The following is a 23,692-nucleotide window of genomic DNA, read 5'->3' as shown; positions in this document are numbered from 1 at the left end:
CGCACCCGCCAGACCGCAGGCCGGACTGATGACGATCTGTTCCGCCAGTACCTTGCGGGACAACCCGATTCGATCGGTGAGCTCCGCACAGTGGGCGGCCACCTGTTCGGCAGCGAGTTCTTTGTCGGGTGCGGTGGTCGGTACGGCGCCCAGGACCACTTCCCGGCCCTCGTCGAGCAATTGCCCGATCCCGTCGAGGTCAGACGTCCGGATCTGGGCCAGATCGACACCGACCGCAGTAAATCGACTCCGCGCCAGCAGGTCCCACTGCACCTGCGATGAGCAGTCGTGCAGGATCACCGGACGACCGACCACCGACATGAAATTGTCGTAGTGTTCGGCGACCACTTGCACCGGGATCGGATTGATGATGTTGAACCGTGTCAGCGGCTCGATCGATCCTTCGATCACCCTGCCGATAAGCGGCTCGTCCACCTGGACGACAACCTTTGACCCGGTCCGTTTCTGGACGTCGTAGGCATGCACCCGCAAGCCTTCCGCCATCGATTCGACCAGGTCGGACCAAGCCCCCTCATCGCGGAGAATCTTGTGGCCGCCGCCCAGTTCGACTGATGCGGCCAGGGTGAACGGGCCGCACGCCTGCACTTTGACGGTGCGGTCGGTCCCGACCAGACCGGCGCGCTCCCAGGCTTCCTCGAAGGCGTCGAGATCGGCGGCGAGGAAGTCCTTGGCCCGCCGGCTCAGACCGGACGGTCGTCCCGAGAGCCGGTAACCCGACGGCGCGACGTCCATCGGCATGTCCACCAGCAGCACCGCCGCCCGGCCGACCATGTCGGCACCCAGCCCACGGGCGGGCAACTCCGGGAGGAATGCGAATTCTGTTTCACCGACACTGATCTCGGCGGCAACCCGCGGGTCTGTGCCCGGCATCGAGCCGACCCCCGTGCCTGATCCGACCGGCAGAACGCTCACGCGCCGGAACTGCTCACCAGATCGCCGGGAACCGAGCCGGTCACCAGGATGCGTCCGCTGCCGACCACCAGATCGCCGTTGGCCGCGTCGGGCAGATACACAACCGCGGCCTGACCACGGGCGACACCAGTCAGTGGTGCCCGCAGCCGGATCCGGATACCCGGGCCTTCGATTCCGTCGACGCCGTCGTCGATCGCCTCGACCATGGCCGGGGCCAGGCCGCCATGCGCCCGCACCTGGACCATCGCCTCAAAGGGCTCGGTCGGCGTCGTTCCGGACGTCCAGATCGCCCGGTGGGCGGTGATGCTCCACACCTGGAGATGCTCGGAGGAGCCGACGGTGACCGTGCCCGAATCCGGGTCGATCTCGGTGACGTAGCGAGGCTTGCCGTCGGTGGCCGGGGCCTCGATCCCGAGGCCCTTTCGCTGACCGATCGTGAATCCGTGGACACCGTCGTGGTCGGCGAGTTCGGCACCGGAATCGGCGTCGACGACCTTGCCCGGCCGCACCCCGATCGTGGCGCCCAGGAAGGCCCGCGTATCACCGGTGGGGATGAAGCAGATATCGTGCGAGTCCGGCTTGTCGGCCACGGACAGCTCTTTCGCGGCGGCCTCGGCGCGGATCTGGTCCTTCGGGGTGTCACCGACCGGGAACATCGCCCGCGACAACTGATCTGCGGTCAGCACGGCCAACACGTACGACTGGTCCTTGTCGTCGTCGACGGCCCGGCGCAGCTCACCGTTCTCGAGCCGGGCGTAGTGGCCGGTGGCCACCGCATCGAAGCCCAGCGCGATCGCACGCTCGGCCAGCGCGGAGAACTTGATCTTCTCGTTGCAGGTCAAGCAGGGGTTGGGTGTCTGGCCCGCGGCGTAGGCGGCCACGAACTCGTCGATGACGTCGTCCTTGAAGCGGTCGGCGAAGTCCCACACGTAGAACGGGATCCCGAGGACGTCCGCAGCGCGACGCGCGTCGGCGGCGTCCTCGCGTGAGCAGCAACCACGCGAACCCGTACGCAGCGCACCGGGGGCGGTCGACAGCGCCAGATGCACCCCGACGACCTCGTGGCCGGCCTCGACGGCACGGGCCGCGGCCACGGCCGAGTCGACACCGCCGCTCATGGCAGCAAGTACCCGCATCAGCGCTCACCCGCCATCGCAGTGGCCATACCGGCCGTCCGGGCGCGGGCGACAACCTCACCGATCACCGCACCCACCGCCTCGATCTCGTCGGCGGTGGTGGTCGGTGCGAGCGAAAAGCGCAGGGAACTACGGGCATCGGCGGTCGACACACCCATCGCCGTCAGCACGTGACTCGCACGTGCCACGCCGGCGGTGCACGCCGAGCCCGTGGAACATTCAATACCGTTGGCGTCGAGCAACATCAGCAGCGAATCACCTTCACAGCCAGGGAAAGAGACATGTGCGTTTCCGGGAAGTCGGTTCGGTCCGATCGGTCCGTTGATGACACATCCGACGCTCGATGTGGTGAGCACCTCGAACAGACGGTCGCGCAGCGCAGTGACCGCGGGGATCGTGGTGGCGAGCTCGCGCACCGAAACATCCAGCGCCACAGCCATACCCACTGCGGCGGGGACATCGGGGGTGCCCGACCGGACGTCACGCTCATGCCCGCCGCCGTGCAGCAGCGGCACACAGTCGACGTCGCGGCGCAGCAGCAACGCACCGATTCCGTGCGGACCACCGAACTTGTGGCCGGTGATACTCATCGCCGACAGGCCGCTCGCACCGAAGTCGATCGGCAGATGTCCGGCTGCCTGGATCGCGTCAGAATGCATCGGCACCGCGAACTCGCGGCAGACGGCGGCCAGCTCCGCGATGGGCTCGATGGCGCCGATCTCGTTGTTGGCCCACATCACACTGACCAGGGCAGTCTCGTCCGCGTGCGCCGACAGCTCGGCGCGCAGGACCTCGGGATCGACGAGTCCATCGGCATCGACCGGCAGCCAGGTGACCTCGGCGCCTGCGGAATCGGCGAGCCACAGCACCGGATCGAGGATGGCGTGGTGTTCGATCGCAGAGGCGACGATCCGCTTGCGCGGGGTCTCCGGATGCTTGTTGCGCGCCCAGAACATGCCTTTGATCGCGAGGTTGTCGCTCTCGGTGCCGCCACCGGTGAAGATCACCTCAGAGGGCCGCGCGCCCAGCGAGGCCGCGATCGATTCCCGCGATTCCTCCAGGCGGCGACGGGCCCGCCGGCCCGATCCGTGCAGCGACGATGCGTTGCCCGCGATACCCAAGAGCTCATTCATCGCCACGACGGCGGCGGGGACCATCGAGGTCGACGCGGCGTGGTCGAGGTAAATAGGCGTGCGATCAGCGGAGAACATAACCAACCAAGGATAACCGCATCACCACCCTCGGTAATTCCCCCGTCGCAGCAACGGCTGTTCAGGCGGCCAGCGCCACACTCGCGGTGCCGCATTGATCGACCAGGTTCGGCACACCGAACACGATCCGCTCGCACCGGTCGGCGAGTTCGCGACGATCTCCGCTGGAAAACTGCAGCTCACGGAGCTGCACCCGTACGGTCAATCCCTTGGCCAGCATCACCCGCCGCAGGGTGTCCACGATGCTGTCGGCGCCGATGAAGCAGGGTTCGGTGCTGATTTCGCCAGTTGATGTGTGGAAACTCACCACCATGGGCCGCACCGGCACCTGCGCATCGATGGCGGCCTGGAAGAACGCCGGCCGGAACCGGCCCCCTCCCCGACCACACCAGGTGGTTCCTTCGGGGAACACCCCCACGCTGTCACCGGCGACGAGATCGGCCCGGACGGCGTCGACCGCGGCGGGCAACCCCCGCAGGGACTCGCGCCGTAGGCCGATGACGCCGACGCTCCTGGTGACCAGCCCGATCACGGGCCAGCCGATCACCTCGGATTTCGCGACGAAGTGAGCCGGACTGACCGCGGCCACCGCGAGGATGTCGAGAAACGAGATGTGATTGGCGACGATCAGACCGCCCGCCCCGCTTCCGTCGGTCCGGCGATCGATGTCCAGTCTCAGTCCGAGCGCGGCGAGCAGGCGCCGGGCCGCGAACCGCAGATACGCGGTCCGAACGCGTCTGGGCGCCACCGTCACGACCGCACCGACCGCCAGTACCCAGCCGATGGTGAGGGGCAGCGCGACCATCCGCCGGACCAGCCGGATCCGTCCCGCGCGCTGCTTCCCCGCGCGCACGCAACTGTCGTCACAGCCACTGTGCGGGAACCAGCCGTGCCGGACCGGTTCGACCGCGCCGGCCGAGGTCATCGCCCTTCCCCGGACGTCACCTGTCGCAGTCGGTCCAGATATCTGCGATTGGCGCGCTGACCGTCGAGCACGGTGACGAAGTCGGCGACACCGAAGTCCGGATCGTGCGCGGGCTCCCCGCAGATGAACGCTCCCATCCGCAAGTACCCGCTCAGCAGCGGCGGCAACTGCAGGCGTTGCGGCGGGTCGATGTCATCGAGCCCCTTGCCGTCGAGTTCCACCCGGCGATGGGGGAACACCTGCCACGGTCCGGTGTGCCGGTCTCTCGCGAAGTCGCGGATCCCGCGGGCCTGGGCGCCCGGCCGGTCTCGCTCGGGGTCGGTGCAGATGGGTACCGAGGTGGCGCCCATGAGGTAGTTGTATCCGTTGCGTTCGAGATAGACCAGGATCCCCGACCACATCAGCGCCAGTACCGCGCCGGACCGGTGTTCCGAGTCCACGCAGGCCCGTCCCATCTCGACGGTCTGCGGCGCGATCACGTCGAGTTCGGTGATGTCGAATTCGGTTGTCAGATAAGGTCCGCCGACCGCGATCGCCCCCGGCGGCGGCAACAAACGGTAGCTGCCGACGACCTCTCCGCTGTGGTTGTGCCGGACCACCAGGTGATCGCAGTATTCGTCGAAACGATCGGTGTCGCAGTGGTCGGCCCGGGACGATTCGGGCGCGGTGAATCCGGGTTCGTCGGCGAAGACGCGATAGCGCAGCCGCCCGATGGTGTCGATGTCGCCTCGGTCGTTGCTCAGATACAGGCTGTAGGTGGGGCCGGAAACGAGTGCGGTGTCGCGCGATGCGGCATGTGTCCTCATGGGCATAGGTGTACGGACCGCACCCAATCGGGCGGCAGCGAACACGTTAGGTGTCGGTGCAAAGTGGGTGAACAGCAAACGACCCCCCACCCGTGAGGGGTGGAGGGCCGATCTGCTGTGCGAAGCGGTGGAGCTAGGCGCTCACTTACGAGCCTTGATGGCCTCGGTCAGCTGCGGGGCGACATTGAACAGGTCGCCGACGATGCCGAAGTCGGCGATCTCGAAGATGGGTGCCTCTTCGTCCTTGTTGACAGCGACGATGGTCTTCGAGGTCTGCATGCCGGCACGGTGCTGGATGGCACCGGAAATGCCCAGTGCCACGTAGAGCTGGGGCGACACGGTCTTGCCGGTCTGACCGACCTGGAACTGTCCTGGGTAGTAGCCGGAGTCGACGGCCGCACGCGAGGCGCCGACAGCGGCACCCAGCGAATCGGCGAGTTCTTCGACGACGGAGAACTTCTCGGCACTGCCGACGCCACGGCCACCGGAGACCACGATGCTGGCCTCGGTCAGCTCGGGACGATCGCCACCGACGTTGGGCTCGATCTTGGTGATCTTGACGGCGTTGTCGGGCAGCTCGGGCACCTCGATGTCGACCCGCTCACCGGCGCCGGCTGCCGGGGCAGCCTCCACGCCACCGGGGCGGACGGAGAACACGGGGACGTCGCCGCCGGCCTGGGCCTCGACGGTGAACGCGCCACCGAAGATCGAGTGGACGCCGATGCCGCCCTCTTTCACGTCGACGACATCGGCGAGCACGCCCGAACCGAGCCGTGCTGCCAGGCGTCCGGCGATCTCCTTGCCGTCGACCGTGGCGGCCACGATGATGCCGGCCGGAGCGGCCTGCTCGACGAGGGTGCCCAGGATGTCGACCTTGGGGGTGACCAGGTAGCCGTCGACCGCGTCGGATTCTGCGACGTAGATCTTCTCGGCACCGGCTTCTTTGAGGCCGTCGATGATGCCGTCGGCGGTGCCGGGCTTGCCGGCGACAACCACTGACGGGCTGCCCAGTGCGCGGGCAGCGGTGATGAGCTCAGAGGTGACCTTCTTCAGGGCACCTTCGGCGTCCAGCTCAGCGAGGACAAGTACTTCAGCCATGGCTATTTACTCCTTGGATGGTGGTCGATGTGGTGGGGGTGGGCGGCGAGATCAGATGATCTTCTGGCCGACCAGGTACTCGGCGACCTTCGTGCCGCCGTCACCCTCATCGACGACCTTTTCGCCGGCGGTCTTCGCAGGCTTCGGGGTCGAGGTGGTGACCGTCGAACCGGCGTTGGCCAGGCCGACTTCTTCGGGTTCCACGCCGATGTCTGCGAGCGAGAGAACCTGAACCTCTTTCTTCTTCGCTGCCATGATGCCCTTGAAGGACGGGAAGCGGGGTTCGTTGATCTTCTCGCCGACGCTGACGATCGCCGGAAGTGACGACTCCAGGTGGAAGATGCCGTCGTCGGTCTCGCGCTCACCGGTCAGCTTGTCGCCGTCGACGGTCAGCTTGCGCAGGTGGGTCAGGTGCGGCAGTTCGAGGTACTCGGCGATGATCGCGGGCACAGCGCCGACGCGGCCGTCGGTGGCCTCGTTGCCGGCGATGACCAGCTCGACGCCTTCGACGGTGCCGAGCGCGCGAGCGAGAACCCACGAGGTCTGGATGGCATCGCTGCCGTGCATCGCATCATCGAGGATGTGGATCGCCTTGTCGGCGCCCATCGACAGAGCCTTACGGATCGCGTCGGTGGTCCGGGCGGGGCCTGCGGCCAGCACGGTTACTTCGCCGCCGGCTGCTTCCTTGATCTGCAGGGCCTCTTCAACGGCCTTCTCGTTGATCTCGTCGAGTACGGCGTCGGCGGCCTCGCGGTCGAGGGTGTAGTCACCGTCGCTGAGCTTGCGCTCGGAGTAGGTGTCAGGGACCTGCTTGATCAGTACGACAATATTCGTCATGGGTCTACGTCGACCTCCTGCGTAGGGTTCTGGACAACTTACCCGTCGGTAAGTACTCCTGGTTCTGTACCACCTTAGCGCGCACTAAGCCCAGGTCTACCACCCGATTCTCGTCACAATGACCTCCGTCACATTCCGGTAGAGGAGAACTCTCCGCGGCGAAGATCTGAACTCCGATTCCAAGTCGCTCTTCAGCTCCGACTCCGCGACCACTAGGCTCCCCTAAATGGCCAACCGCACACGTGGATCACAGGACACCATCACCCAACCTGACATGGGTGATTCCGTGCCGCCCACGCTGGCCCTGACCGGCGAACGAACCGTTCCCGGCATCGCCGAGGAGAACTACTGGTTCCGCCGCCACGAGGTGGCCTACGAGTACGTCCTGGAGCGCTGCAGCGGCAAAGATGTACTCGAGGCCGGATCCGGCGAGGGCTACGGAGCTGATCTCATCTCGACGGTGGCCACCGCAGTGACCTGTGTCGACTACGACCTGTCCGCCGTCGAACACACCCTCGCGCGCTATCCCCGGCTGACCATTCATCAGGCCAACCTGATCGACCTGCCACTCGCCGACGAATCAGTCGACATGGTGGTGAACTTTCAGGTCATCGAACATCTGTGGGATCAGCCCGCCTTCATCGCCGAATGCCTACGCGTACTGCGCAGCGGGGGTGAACTGCTCATCTCGACACCCAACCGGATCACGTTCTCGCCCGGTCGCGACACCCCGCTCAATCCGTTCCATACCCGGGAACTCAATCCCGCCGAGCTGCGTGAGCTGCTCGAGGATGCCGGCTTCACGGTCACCGAAGCGCTCGGGGTCTTTCACGGCGCCGGGATGCAAGCCCTCGACAAGAAGTGGGGCGGGTCGTTCATCGACGCCCAGATCGAGCGCGCGCTGTCCGGGCAGCCGTGGCCGGCGGAACTGACCGACGACGTCGCCGGAGTCCGGACTGCCGACTTTCTCATCACCGGCAACGATCTCGACGCGAGCCTCGACCTGTTGTTCGCAGCGGTGAAGCCTTGACCCGTAATACCCTGAGCGCCAACGCGACTCCGGCACCGGGCATGTTCAGCCTGGTGCTGCATTCACATCTGCCCTGGCTGGCGAATCACGGCCGCTGGCCGGTCGGCGAGGAATGGCTGTATCAATCCTGGGCCGCGTCCTATCAGCCCGTGTTCGCGGCGCTGCGCCGATTGGCCGCCGACGGCTTCACCGACCAGCTGACACTGGGCATCACACCGGTTCTGGCCGCACAGCTAGACGATCCGCACTGCCTGACGTCGATGTACGAGTGGCTCGCCGATTGGCAACTCCGCGGCGCCGAGGCTGCCATCAGCCGCACCGACACCGGCAGCGCAGCCCGCCCGACGTCGTCGATCAACGAACTCGGAACCCGCGAATATCGCAGTGCTGCAGCCGCATTGAGCGACTTCGAAACCCATTGGCGCCATGGCGGATCGGCCTTGATCCGGTCGATGGTCGACGCGGGCACCATCGAGTTGCTGGGCGGACCACTCGCCCACCCGTTCGCGCCCCTCCTCGATCCCCGCCTGCGCGACTTCTCGCTCCGCGAAGGCCTGTACGACGCCGAGCAGCGGTTCAGCACTCGCCCGCAGGGGATCTGGGCGCCGGAATGCGCGTATGCCCCGGGGATGGAATCGGGCTACCAGGCCGCCGGAGTGCGGCACTTCATGGTCGACGGACCGGCACTGCACGGCGACAGCAGCCTCGGCCGCACCGTCGGCGACAGCGACGTGGTTGCCTTCGGCCGGGACCTGCAGGTCTCGTACCGGGTGTGGTCGCCCAAATCCGGCTACCCCGGCAACAGCGCCTACCGCGACTTCCATACCTACGACCATCAATTCGGGCTCAAACCGGCCCGTGTCACCGGACGTACCGTCGCCGGCGCGGACAAGAAGCCATACGAACCGGCGCGCGCCCGGGCCGCGCTGCAAGGTCACGTCGACGACTTCGTCAGCACCGTCCGGAAACGACTGATCCGGGAGAGCGAACGCATCGGACGACCGGCCCATGTGGTCGCCGCATTCGACACCGAATTGTTCGGGCACTGGTGGCACGAAGGTCCGCAGTGGCTCGAGGCGGTGTTGCGCGCCTTGCCCGAAGCCGGCATCACCGTGGGAACACTTCACACCGCCCGCGACGAGGGCTACGTCGGCGATCGGGTGGAGTTGAGCGAATCGTCCTGGGGTTCGGGTAAGGACTGGCGGGTGTGGAACGGTCCCGTCGTCGAGGATCTGGTCCGGATCAATGCCGAGGTGGTGTCCGCAGCGCTGGCAACGGTCCAGAAGCGCCGTGATCAGCAATCCATGCGCGACCCGGTCAGCGATCAGATCCTGCGCGAGACACTGATGACCCTGTCGTCGGACTGGCCCTTCATGGTGTCGAAGGAGACCGCGGCCGACTACGCGCGCAATCGCCTCTACACCCACGCCCATGCGACGAGGGAGATCTGCGATGCCGCCGATCGGGGGCGGGAATCGGTTGCGGCACAACTGGCCGGCCAGTGGCGTCGGGCGGACAACCTGTTCCCCGGACTTGATGCCCGGCGACTGAATCTTACGGGGCGGGAATCACTGTGAGTTCGAACGAAATACGGATGGCGGGGGCATTATGAAGGTTCTGATCGTGTCGTGGGAGTACCCGCCGGTGGTGGTCGGCGGACTCGGCCGACATGTGCACCACCTGGCCGTCGAACTCTCACGCGAGGGGCACGACGTGGTGGTGTTGTCGCGGCAACCCGGTGGCAGTGACGGGCTGACACATCCGGGCACCGATGCCGAAAACGAGGGCGTTCGTGTGATCGCCGCCGCCGAGGACCCACCACATTTTGTGTTCGGCGAAGACATGATGGCCTGGACCCTCGCGATGGGACATTCCATGCTCCGCGCCGGCCTCAGACTGGGTGATTCGAAAAACCTTGCCGCCCAGGGCCCGTGGATTCCCGACGTGGTCCATGCCCACGACTGGCTGGTCGCCCACCCGGCGATCGCATTGGCCGAACACTTCGACGTGCCATTGGTCAGCACCATCCACGCCACCGAGGCCGGGCGCCACAGCGGATGGGTCAGCGGGCGCGTGAACCGCCAGGTGCACTCCGTCGAATGGTGGCTCGCCGCCGAATCCGACGCCTTGATCGCCTGCTCTCGGTCGATGCACGACGAGGTGAACCGGCTGTTCGGTCCGGAACTCGCGGAGATCCACACCATCAACAACGGCATCGACGTCGAGACGTGGCCGTTCGCGCGGCGCACTCCGCAAACCGGGCCGCCGGATCTGCTCTACGCCGGCCGCCTCGAATACGAAAAGGGCGTACAGGACGCGATCGCCGCGCTGGCCCGCGTCCGTCGCACGTACCCCGGCACCACCCTCACCGTCGCCGGAGAAGGCACCCAACTCGACTGGCTCCAGGAAGTCGCCCGGAAACACCGTGTGACACGGGCGATCCGGTGGGTCGGCAGTGTCGACCGCGCCGAACTGACATCACTGATGCACACCTGCGACGCGATCGTGCTGCCCAGCCGCTACGAACCGTTCGGGTTGGTCGCCCTCGAGGCCGCCGCGACCGGCATCCCGCTGGTGACCTCCACCGCCGGTGGACTCGGCGAAGCCGTCACCGATGGCGTGACCGGACTGAGTTTTGCACCCGGAGACGTGACCGGCCTGACCGCGGCGATCCGCGGAGTCCTCGGCGATCGAGATGCCGCGCAGCAGCGCGCCATCGCAGCCCGAGCCCGGGTCACCGACGGCTTTGCCTGGAATCAGGTCGCCGAACGGACCGCCGGTGTCTATCTCGGAGCCAAACGACGCATCCGCCGCCCCATGGGACGGCCCGACATCGTCGAACGCCCACTGCCCGACCGCGACCCGGCGGTGCCGGTCGTTGTCGAACTGCCCGCCGGCTGATCCGGCTACTGTTTGCGGGCTGCTTGCGCCGCGGCCTTCTTACGTTCGATGTCGGCCAGGGCGCGCTCGAGTTCGGCGCGCTCTTGCGCGTTGGACGCCCAATCGTCTTTGCGATTCTTGACCACTCGGGCCGGTGACCCGACCGCGATGGAGAAGTCCGGGATGCTGCCCTTCACCACGGCGTGCGCGCCCAGGACACAGCCACGTCCGACGATCGTGTTGCGCAGCACGGAAACCTTGGTCGCGATCCATGTGTCCGGACCGACCCGGACCGGGCCCTTCACGATGCCTTGGTCTTTGATCGCCACGGTGATGTCGTCCATCCGGTGGTCGAAGTCGCATATGTAACACCAGTCCGCGATCAGGGTCGAGGCACCGATCTCGATGTCGACGTACGCGTTCACAACATTGTTCTGTCCGAAGACGACCTTGTCGCCGATCCGCATCGAGCCCTCATGGCACCGGATCGAGTTGCCGTCGCCGATGTGCACCCAGCGACCGATCTCCATCCGCGCGAGCTCGGGTGTGGAGTGGATCTCCACGTTCTTTCCGAGGAACACCATGCCCCGCAGGATGATGTGCGGATTGGCCAACCGGAACCGGAACAACCGGAAGTAGCGGACGAGGTACCAGGGGGTGTACGCCTTGTTCTGCAGCACCCAGCGCAGCGAATCCCGGGTGAGGAATCGGGCCTGCCCCTGCTCCCCGCGCAGACCTGCCCGCCACCGGCGACGCAGTGGCGCATTCCACATGCTCGTCATGGCTACGAAGACTAACGGGGGACGCCGATACCCGGGGGCGCGGGTCGCGCGCGATAGGCTCAGGCCCGATCAAGGCGAAGGGACGCAAGAGTCACGATGAGGAGCACGGGAGACGCAGCGAAGCGGAGCTCGACCGTCCGGTCCGGGCGTCGTCGGGTGGCCGTCCGGGCGGTGGCGACGTTGGTGCCGATACTGGCCGTACTACTGAGCTCGTGTTCCGATGGTGTCGACGATGTCCGGTCGGTGTCGAGCGCGGGTTGGTCGAGTTACGGCGGCAACGCTCAGAACTCCAACTTCGCCTACCCCGAGGTGCGCAGCGACCTGACGTTGTCGTGGTCGCGGCCGGTCGGTGGAGAGATCAGCGCTCCCCTCACGATCTCCGGACGGTCGAATGTCAGCGTCACCGCCACCACCGGCGGCGGATGCAACACCTTCCAATTCGACCCGCGCGCCGGACGCAAGAACTTCTGCAAGTACCTCGGTGACGGTGTCGCGCTGAACTCGATGCTGGTCGATCAGTACGAGAACGGTTACATCGGCCAGGCGGGTACGTTCATCGGCCTCAACGGCGGCGGCGACACCCGGTGGAGTTTCGGCGTCGTGGGTGTCCCGGTGTCGGCCAAGTTCGCCGGCCCCGGATCAGTTCTGATGGTCAGCCATCTCGGGCAGATCCTGCTGTTCGATTCACAGACCGGCAAGCTGCAGGCGCCGGGGATCGCATTGCGGCCCGGTGTCGATCCGACAAAACCACTCGAGGGACTCGGTGACTGCGTGACCGGCGGGCCCGCGTGCCCGGTGCAGGCGCCGCCCGCGGTGGATGACAACCGCGAGCGTTTCTACCTCAACTACTGGCCGCAGGGCGAGATCGCTTCCGGCGTCCGCGCCTTCGACTATGGCAAGCAAGACGGCAGTCGCTCGATCCGGGACGCCTGGAGCGCCGACATCCCCGGTGGCGTCATCGGCCCGCCGACGCTGTCCATCGACCGCAAGACGCTGTACGTGTTCAATCGTCTCGGCAGTATCTACGCACTGGACGCCGAAACCGGTGAACGCAAATGGGATTACTCCGTCGGCGATTTCGGTTTCGCGACGATGACGGTGGCGCCCGATGGCCTGTTCATCCCGACCGGCCTGCTCGGCTCACCGGTACGAGCATTCCGCGACGAAGGCGACAAAGCCGTTCCGGTGTGGGAACGCACCGATCTGCGGTCCGTCAGCCTGGCGACTCTGACCAATTCCGGGACCGCATGGACCGTGGTTCGTGAGCCCGGCGAGGACAATCTCACCCTGACCGAACTCGATTCCGGCGACGGTACCACCAAACGCACGCTGGAGATGCCGGGCGCACTCGGATTCACCACGGGCGTCGCCGTGTCCGCGTCGGGACAGGTGGCCGTGGCCACCCATCTCGGCGAGGTCTACTTCTACGACTCCCCCAAGAACTGATCCCACCCCGGATCCGCAAACGCTCCACTTGTACGAAGACGCTCCACTTGCAAGTGGCTCGTCTTCGAACAAGTGGAGCGTTTGTTGTTATGTGCGACGGACCCCGGCCTCGCAGACGAACATGACCCCGCGTCGGCCGATGCGGGTGATCACCACCGCCATCGACTGTGAGCCCTTGAGCTTCAGCCGTTTCCGCAACGCATCGGGATCGACGTCGATTCCGCGGACGAGGATCTCCACTGCGCCGCAATCGAGTTCGGCCAATCGCCGTTTGAGTTGCTTCTCCGCGTAGGCCAACTGCTCCAGCACCCGCCATCCCCGCTCCCCGGCCGGCAGGTTCTCGCCGCTGAGGTACGCGATCTGCGGATCGAGCTGCCACAGGCCGTGGGCTTTGGCGTAGTGCCGCACCAGACCTGCACGAACCACCGCACCATCGGGATCCATGATCCAGGTGCCGACGTCGCCCACACCCGCACTGTCGTCGGCGGCATCGGTGATCTCAAATGTGCTGAATGGTCGAGCTCCGCCTTCGGCTTCGTCTCCGCGACGACGCCATCGGATCACGGTCGCGCGGCGCTGGACGCCGGGCGTCGGGTCGGTCCACAGGCAGGCTTCGCGCACACCCCCGTCGAGCGACACCACCTGCACCTCACCGGTGAATCCGTGACGCTCACGCAGGAGGGTGTAGTCGAGGCCCGGTGCCGATTTCATCACCAGTGGCCTGCCGGCATAGACATCGAGTACATCGAGCAGCGGCGGCGCAGTGTCCTCCATCCGAAAGGTCCGGCGACCACCGCTGCGACGGGCGGGATCGGCGATGAAGACGTCGGCATCACTGCTCGGCATGAGGGCATCTGCCCGATACACGGTCGCTCCGGGCACATTGTGCTGCGCCATCGCCAGGCGCACGTCGTCGAGGTCGCTGCCGATGACATCACCGAGGCCACCGGATCGCGCCAGCGCGGCGAGGTCGGCGCCGATGGAGCAGGTGACGTCGTGGACCGTGGCCCCCGGGTAGCGGGCAGCGAGTTCGGCCGCTCGATGCTCGGCCACCGGATAGGCGGTCGCCTGCTGCAAGGCATCGGCGCTCAGCAGCAGTCGTTCGGGATCGCGCAGTTTGCCCACCGCCTTGCGCCGGCTGGTCACGGTCTCGACCAGCGCGGCCTGGTGCGGCGAATACCGGTTCGCGAGCTTCTCGATGTCGCCGAGCATCGTGTCCGGTTGCAGCGCAAGCGAATCAGCGAACGCCAGGGCCTCGCGTCCGGCATCGGATCGCAGATACGCAACATCGTCGATCGATAAGTCGTAGCCCACGGGTATAACTGTATCGATGTCGAATACGAGGAGAACGTGAGTAGCAGGTCTGGGGGCGCGGGCATCCTCGCAGTTGTGATCGCGGCCCTTGCCGGGGGAGTCGCCTGCACGGAAATACCCGACGCCACCGTCGTATCAGCCCCGCCATCGGCCACTGCGCAGCTCTCCACCCCGCCAGAACCCGGCGCTCCGGTATCAGGTGGTTTCGACGCCGCCCGTACCCGATTGGAGACCCTCGTCGTCAAGGGCCGGGCACCGAAGACCGGCTACTCCCGTGACGAATTCGGGCAGTCCTGGACCGACGACGTGAACGTCGAATCCGGCCACAACGGGTGCGACACCCGCAACGACATCCTGCGCCGCGACCTGACGGCCAGCACCTACAAACCGGGGACGCGCGACTGCGTGGTGCTCACCGGCGTGCTCAACGATCCCTACTCGGGCAAGAAGATCGACTTCGTCCGGGGCGAAAAGACCTCTCCCGCAGTCCAGATCGATCATGTTGTGGCGATGTCGGATGCCTGGCAGAAAGGTGCCGCGCAGTGGGATGTGCTCAAACGAACCGATTTTGCCAACGATCCGATCAACTTGCAGGCCACGGACGGTCCGACGAACCAGCAGAAGGGCAACGGCGATGCCGCCACCTGGCTACCACCGAACAAGGCCTACCGCTGCACGTACGTCGCCCGCCAGATCGAGGTGAAGGCCCGCTACGAAATCTGGGTCACAGAGTCTGAAAAACGTGCCATGGCAGACCTCCTCGCCACCTGCTGACCCGGAAGTGGTGGGGTTTGGCGAGCCCGACCTGCGGGTTTGCTCGCCAAAACCCACCAATTTCGGGGGTTACCGGGGCTTGGTGCCGGTGATGATCACGTTGTAGAAGAACTTCGGCGGGACCACTTTCCGCAGGATGTTCTCGTCCACCCAGGTGAGGCGCTTCCAGCCGCCGAATGCGAAACGCGCCCAGCCCCAGCCCAACTTCTCCGGAGGAACAGCCGCCTCGAAGGTGCGGACCGGCCAGCCGAGCATCGCCGCCGCGAACTCCTCGGTGGCCGTCTCCACGTTCACCGCACCGGCAGACCTCGACATCTCCTCGAGGTCGCTCGGATCGAACGTGTGGATGTCCACGACCGCTTCGAGTGCCGCCGCCCGCGACGACTCGTCGAGCTCTGCCTGCGGTCGGCGCCAGCTCTGCAGCGGTCCGAACTTGGTGACCGTGGTGGTCGCGGCCCAGGTCGCCCGCGACAACCACCGCGCGTAGAAATCACCGATGGTCGACGGTTCACCGGCGAAGATGAATCGTCCACCCGGCTTGAGTACCCGGATGACCTCCCGGAGTGACTTCTCGACATCCGGGATGTGGTGCAGCACAGCGTGACCGACCACAAGATCGAAGGTGTTGTCGTCGTACGGGATGGTCTCGGCATCGGCCACCCGGCCGTCGACGTCCAAACCCAGGTGCTCGGCGTTGCGCAGCGCGACCTTGACCATGCCCGGAGAGAGGTCGGTGACCGACCCCTTCTTCGCGATGCCGCCCTGCATCAGATTCAGCAGGAAGAACCCGGTGCCGCAACCCAATTCGAGAGCCCGCTCGTACGGCAGCGGCTCGTCGCCGGCGACCGCGTCGAAACGGCCCCGGGCGTAGTCGATGCAACGCTCGTCATAGCTGATCGACCACTTGTCGTCGTAGGACTCCGCTTCCCAGTCGTGGTAGAGCACCTGGGCGAGCTTGCTGTCCTGCAGTGCTGCAGCCACCTCGTCCGCGCTGGCGTGCGGATTGGGTGCGGGATCATTGGGAGACGAAGTCATATGTTCTACAACCACTTTCGCATCGAGGTGACTATTTGCCGACGAACTTTGCTTTGCCTGGACCGTTCTCGATGAACGAGGCCATTCCGATCTTGCGGTCTTCGGTGGCAAACAATGCGGCGAAGACGTGCTCCTCGATCTTCAGGCCGGTGGTCAGGTCGGTGTCCAGGCCCTCGTCGATGGCAGCCTTGGCGGCAGCGATCGCAACACCGGCGGCACCGGTGAACTGCGAGGCCCACTTGAGCGCGGTGTTGTACACCTCATCAGGCGCGACAACCTCATCAACGAGACCGATCTGAAGGGCTTCGGCGGCACCGACGAAACGCCCGGTGAAGACGAGGTCCTTGGCCTTGGCCGGTCCGATCAGACGCGCGAGACGCTGAGTGCCACCGCCGCCCGGGATCAGGCCGAGCAGGACCTCGGGCACACCGAGCTTGGCGTTGTCACCCGCGATACGGCGATCGGCGCCGAGCACCACTTCGAGTCCGCCACCGAGGGCGTAGCCGGTGATGGCCGCCACCGTGGGCTTGGGGATCGTCGAGATCGAGCCGATGTCGCGCTGGAGCCGGCCGGCGACCTTACGCATCTCGGCATAATCCATGTCGTTCATCTCTTTGATGTCGGCGCCGGCCGCGAGAACCTTGGGGCCGCCATAGAGAACCACGGATTTGATGTCGTCGCGCAGTGTCGCCTCACGGGCGGCTTCGGCCAATTCGGTCTGGACCTGGCGGCTCAGAGCGTTCATCGGCGGGCGATTCAGGAGGATGGTTCCGACCCCGGGAAAGTCCTCAGAGGTCTGCAACGATACGAACTCAGGCATGCCTGGCAGGCTACCGGGTCCACGCTCGATACCCTACTGTCGGGTAATGGCAACAAGCTCGCACGGCGAGCCGGTCGAGGTCAAGGTCGGCGAGCGCCTCGTCCGCGTCTCGAGTCCAGAGCGCGTGTACTTTCCGGCCCGCGGCGAGACAAAACTCGACCTCGTCCACTACTACCGATCGGTGGGCGACGGGATCGTCCGCGCATTGCGAGACCGACCCACGATGCTGCACCGGTTCCCCAAGGGCGTCACCGGCCAGAAAGTCCATCAGAAACGGATTCCCGCGGGCGCGCCGGACTGGCTCGAAACCGTCAACATCTACTTCCCCCGCTTCGGCAGGACCGCCGACGAGGTGTGCGTCACCGAACTCGGCAGTGTCATCTGGGCCGTCCAGATGTCGACGGTCGAGTTCCACCCGTGGAACTCACGCCGCTTCGACACCGAGAAGCCCGACGAGTGGCGGATCGATCTCGATCCGATGCCGGACTGTTCATTCGACCGGGTCCGCCGCAGTGCCCATGTTGCACACGAGGTGCTCGATGAGCTCGGTATCCGCGGCTTTCCCAAGACATCCGGAGGTTCGGGACTGCACATCTACGTCCGGATCGAACCCGAGTGGGGTTTTGCCGATGTCCGCCGGGCCGCGCACGCCTTCGCCCGCGAAGTCGAGCGTCGCGCCCCGTCCGAGGTGACCACCACGTGGTGGCGCAAAGACCGGGACCCGACAACCGTCTTCGTCGACTACAACCAGAACACCCGCGACCACACGATCGCCAGCGCGTATTCAGTCCGGGGCAATCCCGAGGCAACGGTCTCCACACCGATCAGGTGGGACGAGATCGACGACGTCGAACCCCGGGAGTTCACCATCGCCACGGTGCCCGCGCGGTTCGCCGACCTCGGCGATCTGCACGCCGAGATCGATGACAAGGCATACCGATTGGACACGTTGCTGGAGTGGGCCGACCGCGACGAACGCGAGGGCGCCGAACCCACACCCGCCCCCGACTGACCCGGTCACCCACCGCTGTCGATCCACTCGACGGCGGCATCGATGCGGTCAGGTCACTTCAGGTACGTGCGTTCGATTCCGTAGGTGTTCTCTTCGTCGAACACGATCCGGACGTGTTCGCCGGACGACACGAGGGTGGGCAGGATGGCCTCGATGTGGCGCTCGCGGGCCAGTGCCTCGTCGACACAGCCGCATTCGGTCAGGTCGCGAAGCTGCGCCCAGGTCGGGGGCAACAGCAAGGTGTTGCCGGCCTCCCAATCCTCGACTGCGGCCTGGGGTGTGGCCCAGCCACTCTCGGAGGCCTCGGTGTTCTCACCATCGGCGGTCTGCCCCTCCGGAAGGACCGCCAGGAAGAACCGGGTGTCGTAACGACGACGTTCACCCAACGGGGTGATCCAGTGCGCCATCGGACGCAGCAGGTCAGCGCGCAACAGCAGACCGTGGTCGCGCAGGAACTGGGCAAACGACAGCGATTTGTCGACCAGCGCCGCACGTTCGGCGGTCAGTGCCGACGTGTCGGGGAACGTCCCGTCCGCATCGGCGGCCAGCAGAACCCCGCACTCCTCGAACAACTCCCGGACCACCGCACACACCAGCGCCTGAGCGGTTGCCGCATCGGTGTGGAACTGCGCGGCCCACCAGTCCTCATCCGGACCGACCCAGGCGAGGTCGGCCTCGGCATCACGCGGGTCGACGCCGCCACCGGGAAAGGCGGTCACACCGCCCGCGAAGTCCATTGCCTTCACCCGGCGCATCAGGAACACGTCGATCGGGGTGTCCGGCTGCGCACTCTCGCGGATCAGCACGACGGTCGCCGCGTCGCGAATCGGGACCGATTCCGGATCCTCCGCAAACGTGAATCGACTCATTCGGCACGCCTCCGGTGGCCGCCGGCCCGGCGCGATCGACGGGCGAAGTACCGCCCACCTGACTTGTTCAGCACGATCGACTGACTGAACGCCTCGGACAGGCTCGCCGATGTCAGAGCGTCTTCCAGCAGTCCCTGTGTCACCACCACGCCCTCTTTCAACAGCATCGCGTGAGTGAATCCGTCCGGGATCTCCTCCACGTGATGTGTCACCAGAACGGTTGCCGGCGCGTCGGCGTCGGCCGCCAGCACCTCCAGACGTCCCACCAGTTCCTCACGAGCACCGAGGTCCAGACCGGCCGCCGGCTCGTCGAGCAGCAGCAGTTCGGGGTTGATCATCAGCGCCCGCGCCACGAGTACACGCTTGCGCTCGCCTTCCGAGAGCGTGCCGAACGCCCGATCCGCCAGATGCTCGGCGCCCATGGACTCGAGCATCTCCAACGCCTGATCACGATCGACCTGGTCGTAGACCTCTTTCCAGCGACCCAGGACCGCGTAACCGGCAGAGACCACCAGATCACTGACCAACTCGTCGCCGGGGATGCGATCGGCGAGCAACGCCGACGTCACGCCGATCCGCGCGGTCAGCTCACGCACCTCGGTCCGGCCGATCGGCTCTCCCAGCAGAAACGCACTTCCGCTGGTCGGATGGGTCTCGGCGGACGCCATCCGCATCAGCGAGGTCTTGCCCGCGCCGTTGGGTCCGAGGATCACCCACCGTTCGTCGAGTTCCACCTTCCAGGTGATGGGCCCGACGAGGTTGTTGCCCTCACGCCGCAGCGTCACATCTTCGAAGTCGATCAGCAGGTCTGGATCCGTTTCACGCACCCCCCTATCGTGCCGCACGCCGACCGCTCACAGGGTGCGCAGGTATGAGTGTCGGGAAACGAACCGAAGATCAGTTCGGGCCGGAGCCGGGTCCGACCATCGCGAAATCGGCAAAGTCGAAGCCGGGCACAACAATACAGCTGACCAGTGCCGCTTCGTCTCCGTGCGGGGACGCGCGTTGCCATTCGCCCGGGGCGACGACGTACTGGGGTTGCTGACCGGCGAGCACATCCGAACCCACGTACACCGTTCGCTCATCGGCCGGTCCGCTGCCCTGACCACCCAGCCCCAGCGCCACCGGGGCGCCGCGGTGATGCAGCCAGATCTCGGATCCGCGCACGGTATGCCACGCCGATTGTTGTCCGGGCATGAGCAGGAACAGGATCGCGGTGCCACCGGCCCGGTCGGCAGGATAGCCCTGCGGGAGCACTGATTTGGGAAGGGTGAGATCACTGATCCAGGTCTGACGGTAGAAGCCGCCCTCCGGGTGAGGCTTCAAGTCCAAGTCGACGGCCCAATCCGGAAGCTGTGTCATGGTGCGAGCCTAGCGCCCTCCGTATCTCAGGACCGACCTCAGAGCGCGCTGATCACCGTCACCGAACCCGGGGCGATCTCGGTGAACCCCGCGTCACGGACGGCCACCGCGGTACCGGCGGCATCGGCGGACAGCAGGTCTTCCCACCTCGACCCGGTCGCTGTCCGAACGATGACCGGGCATCGGTCAGAGAACCATTGTGCCGCTTGGCCCTGGTCCATCAATTTCACCGCGAGCATCGACGCGTGACCGACCTGCGCCGCCAGCTTCCCGACCGACATCTCCAGGTTCGGGTTGACCCACAGCGTCGGATGGACCGCGGCCACCACGCCGTCGACATGCGCGGCCCCGTTGTCAGCACTGTCATCGACTTCGGTGCCACCGCTGTGTTCAACGTCGGTGCCACCGATCTGGAGGCGAGCGATCCGGCGATCGGTCTGACTCACCGGACCCGGCACGATCGCCCTGGCCTGCGCCGATCCACAGTGTGCGGTGATCCCCGGAACGTCCTGGGCCGCATCCCAATGCGCACCGCGAGCCCTGCGGGCGATCTTCCGGATCCGGGCATCACACCAGTTGTCCATCGCAGGTCCCCACGGCCCACCCGGCCCACTGCGCGCGTCCAGGCAGAGCAGCGCGACAGCCGACGCGGCTGCGGTGAGCAGTTCGGTCCGGTCCGGCGGATCCGCCTTCGAGATGTGCAAGACCATCTGCATCGCCAGCACCTGGCCGGGATCGTCCGGATCACTGTGTCCGCCAACGTATCCGACCAGCCGCCGATACCGCTGCCCGAAGGCTTCCGGACTATCGACTGCTTCCGGGCCATCAAACGTGTCAGGGCTATGGAACGTCGTCTGCTCCTCCGCCGGCTCGGATTCCATCGTCAGGTGAGGGGCACGCGACGCAGGACACCGTCGACGGCGTCGGCCGCCTCGATCTCATCGCGCGTAACACCGAGGATGAACAGCACCGCATCCAGGAAAGGATGCGACAGCGCCGCGTCGGCAACTTCCTGCAGCGCCGGCTTGGCGTTGAACGCGATACCCAGACCCGCGACGGTCAGCATGTCGATGTCGTTGGCCCCGTCACCGACGGCGATCGTCTGTTCCATGGGGACCCCCACGCTGTCGGCAAACGCGCGCAGCGCGGTGGCCTTTCCGGGCCGGTCGACGATCTCACCGATCACCCGGCCGGTGAGCTTGTTGTCCGGGCCGATCTCCAGGGTGTTCGCCTTCACGAAGTCCAGTTCGAGTTCGTGCGCCAGCGGTTCGATGACCTGACGGAATCCACCGGACACCACGCCGCAGTGGTAACCCATCCGGTGCAGTGTCCTGATGGTGGTGCGCGCTCCGGGCGTCAGCTCCAGTTCGTTCGCGACCTCGTCGAGCACCGACACGTCCAGGCCTTCGAGCGCCTTGACCCGCTCGTGCAACGACTCGGCGAAGTCCAATTCGCCGCGCATCGCGGCTTCGGTCACAGCAGCGACCTCGGCCTCACGTCCGGCGCGTGCGGCCAGCATCTCGATGACCTCACCCTGGATCAGGGTCGAGTCGACGTCGAAGACGATGAGTCGCTTGGCGCGCCGGGCCAGGCCCCCGCGTTCGACGGCCACGTCGATACCGTGACTGCTCGCGACCACGGCGAGTCCCTTGCGGAGCGCGGCATCGGCGGCGACGCTGTCCCGATCAACGCTGATCAACAGCTCGAGGCCGGTGACCGGATAGTCGGCGATGCCCCGAATCGAGTCGATGTTGCCACCCTGGCGAGCCAGCTCTCCGGCAAGTGCGCTGAATCCCTTTGCACTGACCGGGCTTCCGAGAACAACCACCGCGTGCGTCGAGAGCCGTCGGGTCCCGTTGTCGGCGCCGACCTCGACGGTGACGTCGATGCCCACCGAATCCATCGCCTGTTCGATGACTTCCTGGAGTTCCTCGCTGTCGCCGAAGCACTTCACCAGAACGCCGAGGGTCAGACGACCCCGGATGACCACCTGCTCGACGTCCAGGATGCTGACCTGACGGGTCGACAATGCCCCGAAGAGCACGGAGGTCACACCTGGTTTATCGTGCCCGGTGACGGTGATGAGGACAGTGGTTCCTGCTCCCGCGGCACCGCCGGCGGGATTGATGTTGCTGGTCACGTCAGTTCTGATCGGATTCTGTAGAGGATTCGTGGCTACCAACCTCGAGCGGCTGGTGCTTCTTGTCTTCGGCCTTCTCACTGATGTGACCCACGTGTGCTTCGTCGCGCATACGTCCAACCATATGCGGGTAGTGCAACTCGAACGCAGGCCGCTCCGACCTGATGCGCGGAAGCTCGGTGAAGTTGTGCCGCGGCGGCGGGCAGCTGGTGGCCCATTCGAGTGAGTTGCCGAAGCCCCACGGGTCGTCGACGGTCACCACCTCGCCGTAGCGGTAGCTGCGGAAGACGTTCCACAGGAACGGCAGCGTCGAGGCACCGAGGATGAACGCACCCGCAGTCGACACCCCGTTCAGGGCGGTGAATCCATCCGTACTGAGGTAGTCGGCGTAGCGGCGCGGCATCCCCTCGTTACCCAGCCAGTGCTGGACGAGGAACGTCATGTGAAACCCGATGAACGTCAACCAGAAATGCCACTTGCCCAGCCCCTCGTCGAGGAGCCGGCCGGTCATCTTCGGGAACCAGAAGTAGATCCCGGCATACGTCGCGAACACGATGGTGCCGAAGAGCACGTAATGGAAGTGCGCCACCACGAAGTAGCTGTCCGAGAGATGGAAGTCGAGCGGCGGACTCGCCAGGATGACGCCGGTCAGGCCACCGAACAGGAACGTGATGATGAAGCCGACCGAGAACAGCATCGGCGTCTCGAAGGTCATATGACCCTTCCACATCGTGCCTATCCAGTTGAAGAACTTCACACCGGTTGGCACAGCGATGAGGAATGTCATGAACGAGAAGAACGGCAACAACACCGCGCCGGTCGCATACATGTGGTGCGCCCACACCGCGACGGACAGCGCGGCGATGGCCAGCGTCGCGTAGACCAGGCCGCTGTAACCGAAGATCGGTTTGCGGCTGAAGACCGGGAAGATCTCCGAGACGATGCCGAAGAACGGTAGCGCGATGATGTAGACCTCGGGATGCCCGAAGAACCAGAACAGGTGCTGCCACAGGATCACTCCCCCGTTCGCGGGGTCGTAGAGGTTGGCACCGAACTGGCGATCGACTTCCAAGCCCATCAGTGCCGCGGTCAGCAGCGGGAAGGCCAGCAGGATCAGCACGCTGGTGACCAGGATGTTCCAGGTGAAAATCGGCATGCGGAACATGGTCATACCCGGTGCACGGAGGCAGACGACGGTGGTGATCATGTTGACCGCACCGAGGATGGTGCCCAGACCGGACACACCGAGTCCGAGAATCCAGAGGTCGGCGCCGGCGCCGGG

23 protein-coding genes are annotated in these 23,692 nt (G+C 65.8%); 6 read left to right on the top strand and 17 right to left on the bottom strand.

What is annotated here, in order from left to right:
- The 7 genes from VIQ49_RS00840 to VIQ49_RS00810 form a co-directional block, all read right to left on the bottom strand.
- Nucleotides 1-933 (bottom strand): vitamin-B12 independent methionine synthase (locus VIQ49_RS00840; RefSeq protein WP_331879930.1); only part of this gene is annotated, 933 nt, incomplete at its 3' end.
- The gene (gene mnmA / locus VIQ49_RS00835; protein WP_331879929.1) at nucleotides 930-2,069 is read right to left on the bottom strand and encodes a tRNA 2-thiouridine(34) synthase MnmA; all 1,140 of its coding nucleotides are present in this window, start codon (nucleotides 2,067-2,069) and stop codon (nucleotides 930-932) included. The genes VIQ49_RS00840 and mnmA, both read right to left, overlap by 4 nt.
- The gene (locus VIQ49_RS00830) at nucleotides 2,069-3,280 is read right to left on the bottom strand and encodes a cysteine desulfurase family protein (RefSeq protein WP_331879928.1); all 1,212 of its coding nucleotides are present in this window, start codon (nucleotides 3,278-3,280) and stop codon (nucleotides 2,069-2,071) included. Before VIQ49_RS00830 ends, mnmA begins: the two co-directional genes overlap by 1 nt.
- Before the next feature lie 61 nt (nucleotides 3,281-3,341).
- The gene (locus VIQ49_RS00825; RefSeq protein ID WP_331879927.1) at nucleotides 3,342-4,205 is read right to left on the bottom strand and encodes a lysophospholipid acyltransferase family protein; all 864 of its coding nucleotides are present in this window, start codon (nucleotides 4,203-4,205) and stop codon (nucleotides 3,342-3,344) included.
- Nucleotides 4,202-5,011, bottom strand: a complete 810-nt coding sequence (locus tag VIQ49_RS00820; protein ID WP_331879926.1) for a GNAT family N-acetyltransferase — start codon at nucleotides 5,009-5,011, stop codon at nucleotides 4,202-4,204. The genes VIQ49_RS00825 and VIQ49_RS00820 overlap by 4 nt, the downstream gene beginning before the upstream one ends.
- Before the next feature lie 141 nt (nucleotides 5,012-5,152).
- On the bottom strand, nucleotides 5,153-6,109 hold the full coding sequence (locus tag VIQ49_RS00815) for an electron transfer flavoprotein subunit alpha/FixB family protein (protein ID WP_331879924.1): 957 nt from the start codon (nucleotides 6,107-6,109) through the stop codon (nucleotides 5,153-5,155).
- A gap of 51 nt (nucleotides 6,110-6,160) precedes the next feature.
- Nucleotides 6,161-6,946: an electron transfer flavoprotein subunit beta/FixA family protein gene (locus tag VIQ49_RS00810; RefSeq protein ID WP_331879922.1), complete on the bottom strand. Its 786-nt coding sequence runs from the start codon at nucleotides 6,944-6,946 to the stop codon at nucleotides 6,161-6,163.
- Between the two features lie 226 nt (nucleotides 6,947-7,172).
- On the opposite strand from VIQ49_RS00810, the gene VIQ49_RS00805 reads away from it, so the two are divergent.
- The 3 genes from VIQ49_RS00805 to VIQ49_RS00795 are packed head-to-tail and all read left to right on the top strand — an operon-like array spanning nucleotide 7,173 to nucleotide 10,877.
- Complete coding sequence (locus tag VIQ49_RS00805; protein WP_414731547.1) at nucleotides 7,173-7,976, top strand: class I SAM-dependent methyltransferase; 804 nt, start codon at nucleotides 7,173-7,175, stop codon at nucleotides 7,974-7,976.
- 41 nt (nucleotides 7,977-8,017) lie between these two features.
- Complete coding sequence (locus tag VIQ49_RS00800; RefSeq protein ID WP_331879931.1) at nucleotides 8,018-9,553, top strand: glycoside hydrolase family 57 protein; 1,536 nt, start codon at nucleotides 8,018-8,020, stop codon at nucleotides 9,551-9,553.
- A 31-nt stretch (nucleotides 9,554-9,584) separates the two neighbouring features.
- Entirely contained in the window at nucleotides 9,585-10,877 is a 1,293-nt protein-coding gene (locus VIQ49_RS00795) for a glycosyltransferase family 4 protein (RefSeq protein ID WP_331879920.1), read from the top strand.
- A gap of 5 nt (nucleotides 10,878-10,882) precedes the next feature.
- Here VIQ49_RS00795 and VIQ49_RS00790 read toward each other — a convergent pair whose 3' ends face one another.
- Nucleotides 10,883-11,638, bottom strand: a complete 756-nt coding sequence (locus VIQ49_RS00790; RefSeq protein WP_331879919.1) for an acyltransferase — start codon at nucleotides 11,636-11,638, stop codon at nucleotides 10,883-10,885.
- A 96-nt stretch (nucleotides 11,639-11,734) separates the two neighbouring features.
- Here VIQ49_RS00790 and VIQ49_RS00785 point away from each other — a divergent pair, with 96 nt between their 5' ends.
- Entirely contained in the window at nucleotides 11,735-13,084 is a 1,350-nt protein-coding gene (locus VIQ49_RS00785) for a PQQ-binding-like beta-propeller repeat protein (protein ID WP_331879917.1), read from the top strand.
- 87 nt (nucleotides 13,085-13,171) lie between these two features.
- On the opposite strand, the gene VIQ49_RS00780 is transcribed toward VIQ49_RS00785, so the two are convergent.
- A complete protein-coding gene (locus VIQ49_RS00780; RefSeq protein WP_331879915.1) occupies nucleotides 13,172-14,398 on the bottom strand; it encodes a class I SAM-dependent methyltransferase in 1,227 nt (408 codons plus the stop codon).
- Between the two features lie 36 nt (nucleotides 14,399-14,434).
- Between VIQ49_RS00780 and VIQ49_RS00775 the strand changes: the two genes are divergently transcribed.
- Nucleotides 14,435-15,172 (top strand): HNH endonuclease family protein, encoded by a 738-nt coding sequence (locus VIQ49_RS00775; protein WP_331879914.1) that lies wholly within the window; start codon nucleotides 14,435-14,437, stop codon nucleotides 15,170-15,172.
- A gap of 69 nt (nucleotides 15,173-15,241) precedes the next feature.
- Here VIQ49_RS00775 and VIQ49_RS00770 read toward each other — a convergent pair whose 3' ends face one another.
- Both VIQ49_RS00770 and VIQ49_RS00765 read right to left on the bottom strand, forming a co-directional pair.
- On the bottom strand, nucleotides 15,242-16,207 hold the full coding sequence (locus tag VIQ49_RS00770; protein ID WP_331879912.1) for a class I SAM-dependent methyltransferase: 966 nt from the start codon (nucleotides 16,205-16,207) through the stop codon (nucleotides 15,242-15,244).
- A 31-nt stretch (nucleotides 16,208-16,238) separates the two neighbouring features.
- Nucleotides 16,239-17,027 (bottom strand): enoyl-CoA hydratase/isomerase family protein, encoded by a 789-nt coding sequence (locus VIQ49_RS00765; RefSeq protein WP_331879910.1) that lies wholly within the window; start codon nucleotides 17,025-17,027, stop codon nucleotides 16,239-16,241.
- A gap of 46 nt (nucleotides 17,028-17,073) precedes the next feature.
- On the opposite strand from VIQ49_RS00765, the gene ligD reads away from it, so the two are divergent.
- Nucleotides 17,074-18,039: a non-homologous end-joining DNA ligase gene (ligD, locus tag VIQ49_RS00760; protein ID WP_331879909.1), complete on the top strand. Its 966-nt coding sequence runs from the start codon at nucleotides 17,074-17,076 to the stop codon at nucleotides 18,037-18,039.
- A 53-nt stretch (nucleotides 18,040-18,092) separates the two neighbouring features.
- On the opposite strand, the gene VIQ49_RS00755 is transcribed toward ligD, so the two are convergent.
- The 6 genes from VIQ49_RS00755 to VIQ49_RS00730 form a co-directional block, all read right to left on the bottom strand.
- Complete coding sequence (locus VIQ49_RS00755) at nucleotides 18,093-18,908, bottom strand: NUDIX hydrolase (RefSeq protein ID WP_331879908.1); 816 nt, start codon at nucleotides 18,906-18,908, stop codon at nucleotides 18,093-18,095.
- A complete protein-coding gene (locus VIQ49_RS00750) occupies nucleotides 18,905-19,735 on the bottom strand; it encodes an ABC transporter ATP-binding protein (protein ID WP_331879906.1) in 831 nt (276 codons plus the stop codon). The genes VIQ49_RS00755 and VIQ49_RS00750 overlap by 4 nt, the downstream gene beginning before the upstream one ends.
- 70 nt (nucleotides 19,736-19,805) lie before the next feature.
- Nucleotides 19,806-20,270, bottom strand: a complete 465-nt coding sequence (locus tag VIQ49_RS00745) for a cupin domain-containing protein (protein ID WP_331879905.1) — start codon at nucleotides 20,268-20,270, stop codon at nucleotides 19,806-19,808.
- Nucleotides 20,271-20,308: 38 nt separating this feature from the next.
- Nucleotides 20,309-21,151, bottom strand: coding sequence for an aminoacyl-tRNA hydrolase (locus VIQ49_RS00740; protein ID WP_331879904.1), 843 nt, complete (start codon nucleotides 21,149-21,151; stop codon nucleotides 20,309-20,311).
- Between the two features lie 2 nt (nucleotides 21,152-21,153).
- On the bottom strand, nucleotides 21,154-22,410 hold the full coding sequence (gene serB, locus VIQ49_RS00735; protein ID WP_331879902.1) for a phosphoserine phosphatase SerB: 1,257 nt from the start codon (nucleotides 22,408-22,410) through the stop codon (nucleotides 21,154-21,156).
- 1 nt (nucleotide 22,411) lies between these two features.
- Nucleotides 22,412-23,692, bottom strand: a 1,281-nt coding sequence (locus VIQ49_RS00730) for a cytochrome c oxidase subunit I (RefSeq protein ID WP_331879900.1), incomplete at its 5' end; no start/stop codon positions are given.

Source organism: Williamsia sp. (genome assembly GCF_036566845.1).
Classification (GTDB): domain Bacteria; phylum Actinomycetota; class Actinomycetes; order Mycobacteriales; family Mycobacteriaceae; genus Williamsia.
This window is presented reverse-complemented; position numbering and strand designations above follow the sequence as displayed.

Bases quoted from the DNA above. Each gene is read 5' to 3' on its own strand.
- mnmA (WP_331879929.1), bottom strand. From the start codon at position 2,069: ATGCGGGTACTTGCTGCCATGAGCGGCGGTGTCGACTCGGCCGTGGCC.
- VIQ49_RS00830 (WP_331879928.1), bottom strand. From the start codon at position 3,280: ATGTTCTCCGCTGATCGCACGCCTATTTACCTCGACCACGCCGCGTCG.
- VIQ49_RS00825 (WP_331879927.1), bottom strand. From the start codon at position 4,205: ATGACCTCGGCCGGCGCGGTCGAACCGGTCCGGCACGGCTGGTTCCCG.
- VIQ49_RS00820 (WP_331879926.1), bottom strand. From the start codon at position 5,011: ATGAGGACACATGCCGCATCGCGCGACACCGCACTCGTTTCCGGCCCC.
- VIQ49_RS00815 (WP_331879924.1), bottom strand. From the start codon at position 6,109: ATGGCTGAAGTACTTGTCCTCGCTGAGCTGGACGCCGAAGGTGCCCTG.
- VIQ49_RS00810 (WP_331879922.1), bottom strand. From the start codon at position 6,946: ATGACGAATATTGTCGTACTGATCAAGCAGGTCCCTGACACCTACTCC.
- VIQ49_RS00805 (WP_414731547.1), top strand. From the start codon at position 7,173: ATGGCCAACCGCACACGTGGATCACAGGACACCATCACCCAACCTGAC.
- VIQ49_RS00800 (WP_331879931.1), top strand. From the start codon at position 8,018: ATGTTCAGCCTGGTGCTGCATTCACATCTGCCCTGGCTGGCGAATCAC.
- VIQ49_RS00795 (WP_331879920.1), top strand. From the start codon at position 9,585: ATGAAGGTTCTGATCGTGTCGTGGGAGTACCCGCCGGTGGTGGTCGGC.
- VIQ49_RS00790 (WP_331879919.1), bottom strand. From the start codon at position 11,638: ATGACGAGCATGTGGAATGCGCCACTGCGTCGCCGGTGGCGGGCAGGT.
- VIQ49_RS00785 (WP_331879917.1), top strand. From the start codon at position 11,735: ATGAGGAGCACGGGAGACGCAGCGAAGCGGAGCTCGACCGTCCGGTCC.
- VIQ49_RS00770 (WP_331879912.1), bottom strand. From the start codon at position 16,207: ATGACTTCGTCTCCCAATGATCCCGCACCCAATCCGCACGCCAGCGCG.
- VIQ49_RS00765 (WP_331879910.1), bottom strand. From the start codon at position 17,027: ATGCCTGAGTTCGTATCGTTGCAGACCTCTGAGGACTTTCCCGGGGTC.
- ligD (WP_331879909.1), top strand. From the start codon at position 17,074: ATGGCAACAAGCTCGCACGGCGAGCCGGTCGAGGTCAAGGTCGGCGAG.
- VIQ49_RS00755 (WP_331879908.1), bottom strand. From the start codon at position 18,908: ATGAGTCGATTCACGTTTGCGGAGGATCCGGAATCGGTCCCGATTCGC.
- VIQ49_RS00745 (WP_331879905.1), bottom strand. From the start codon at position 20,270: ATGACACAGCTTCCGGATTGGGCCGTCGACTTGGACTTGAAGCCTCAC.
- VIQ49_RS00740 (WP_331879904.1), bottom strand. From the start codon at position 21,151: ATGGAATCCGAGCCGGCGGAGGAGCAGACGACGTTCCATAGCCCTGAC.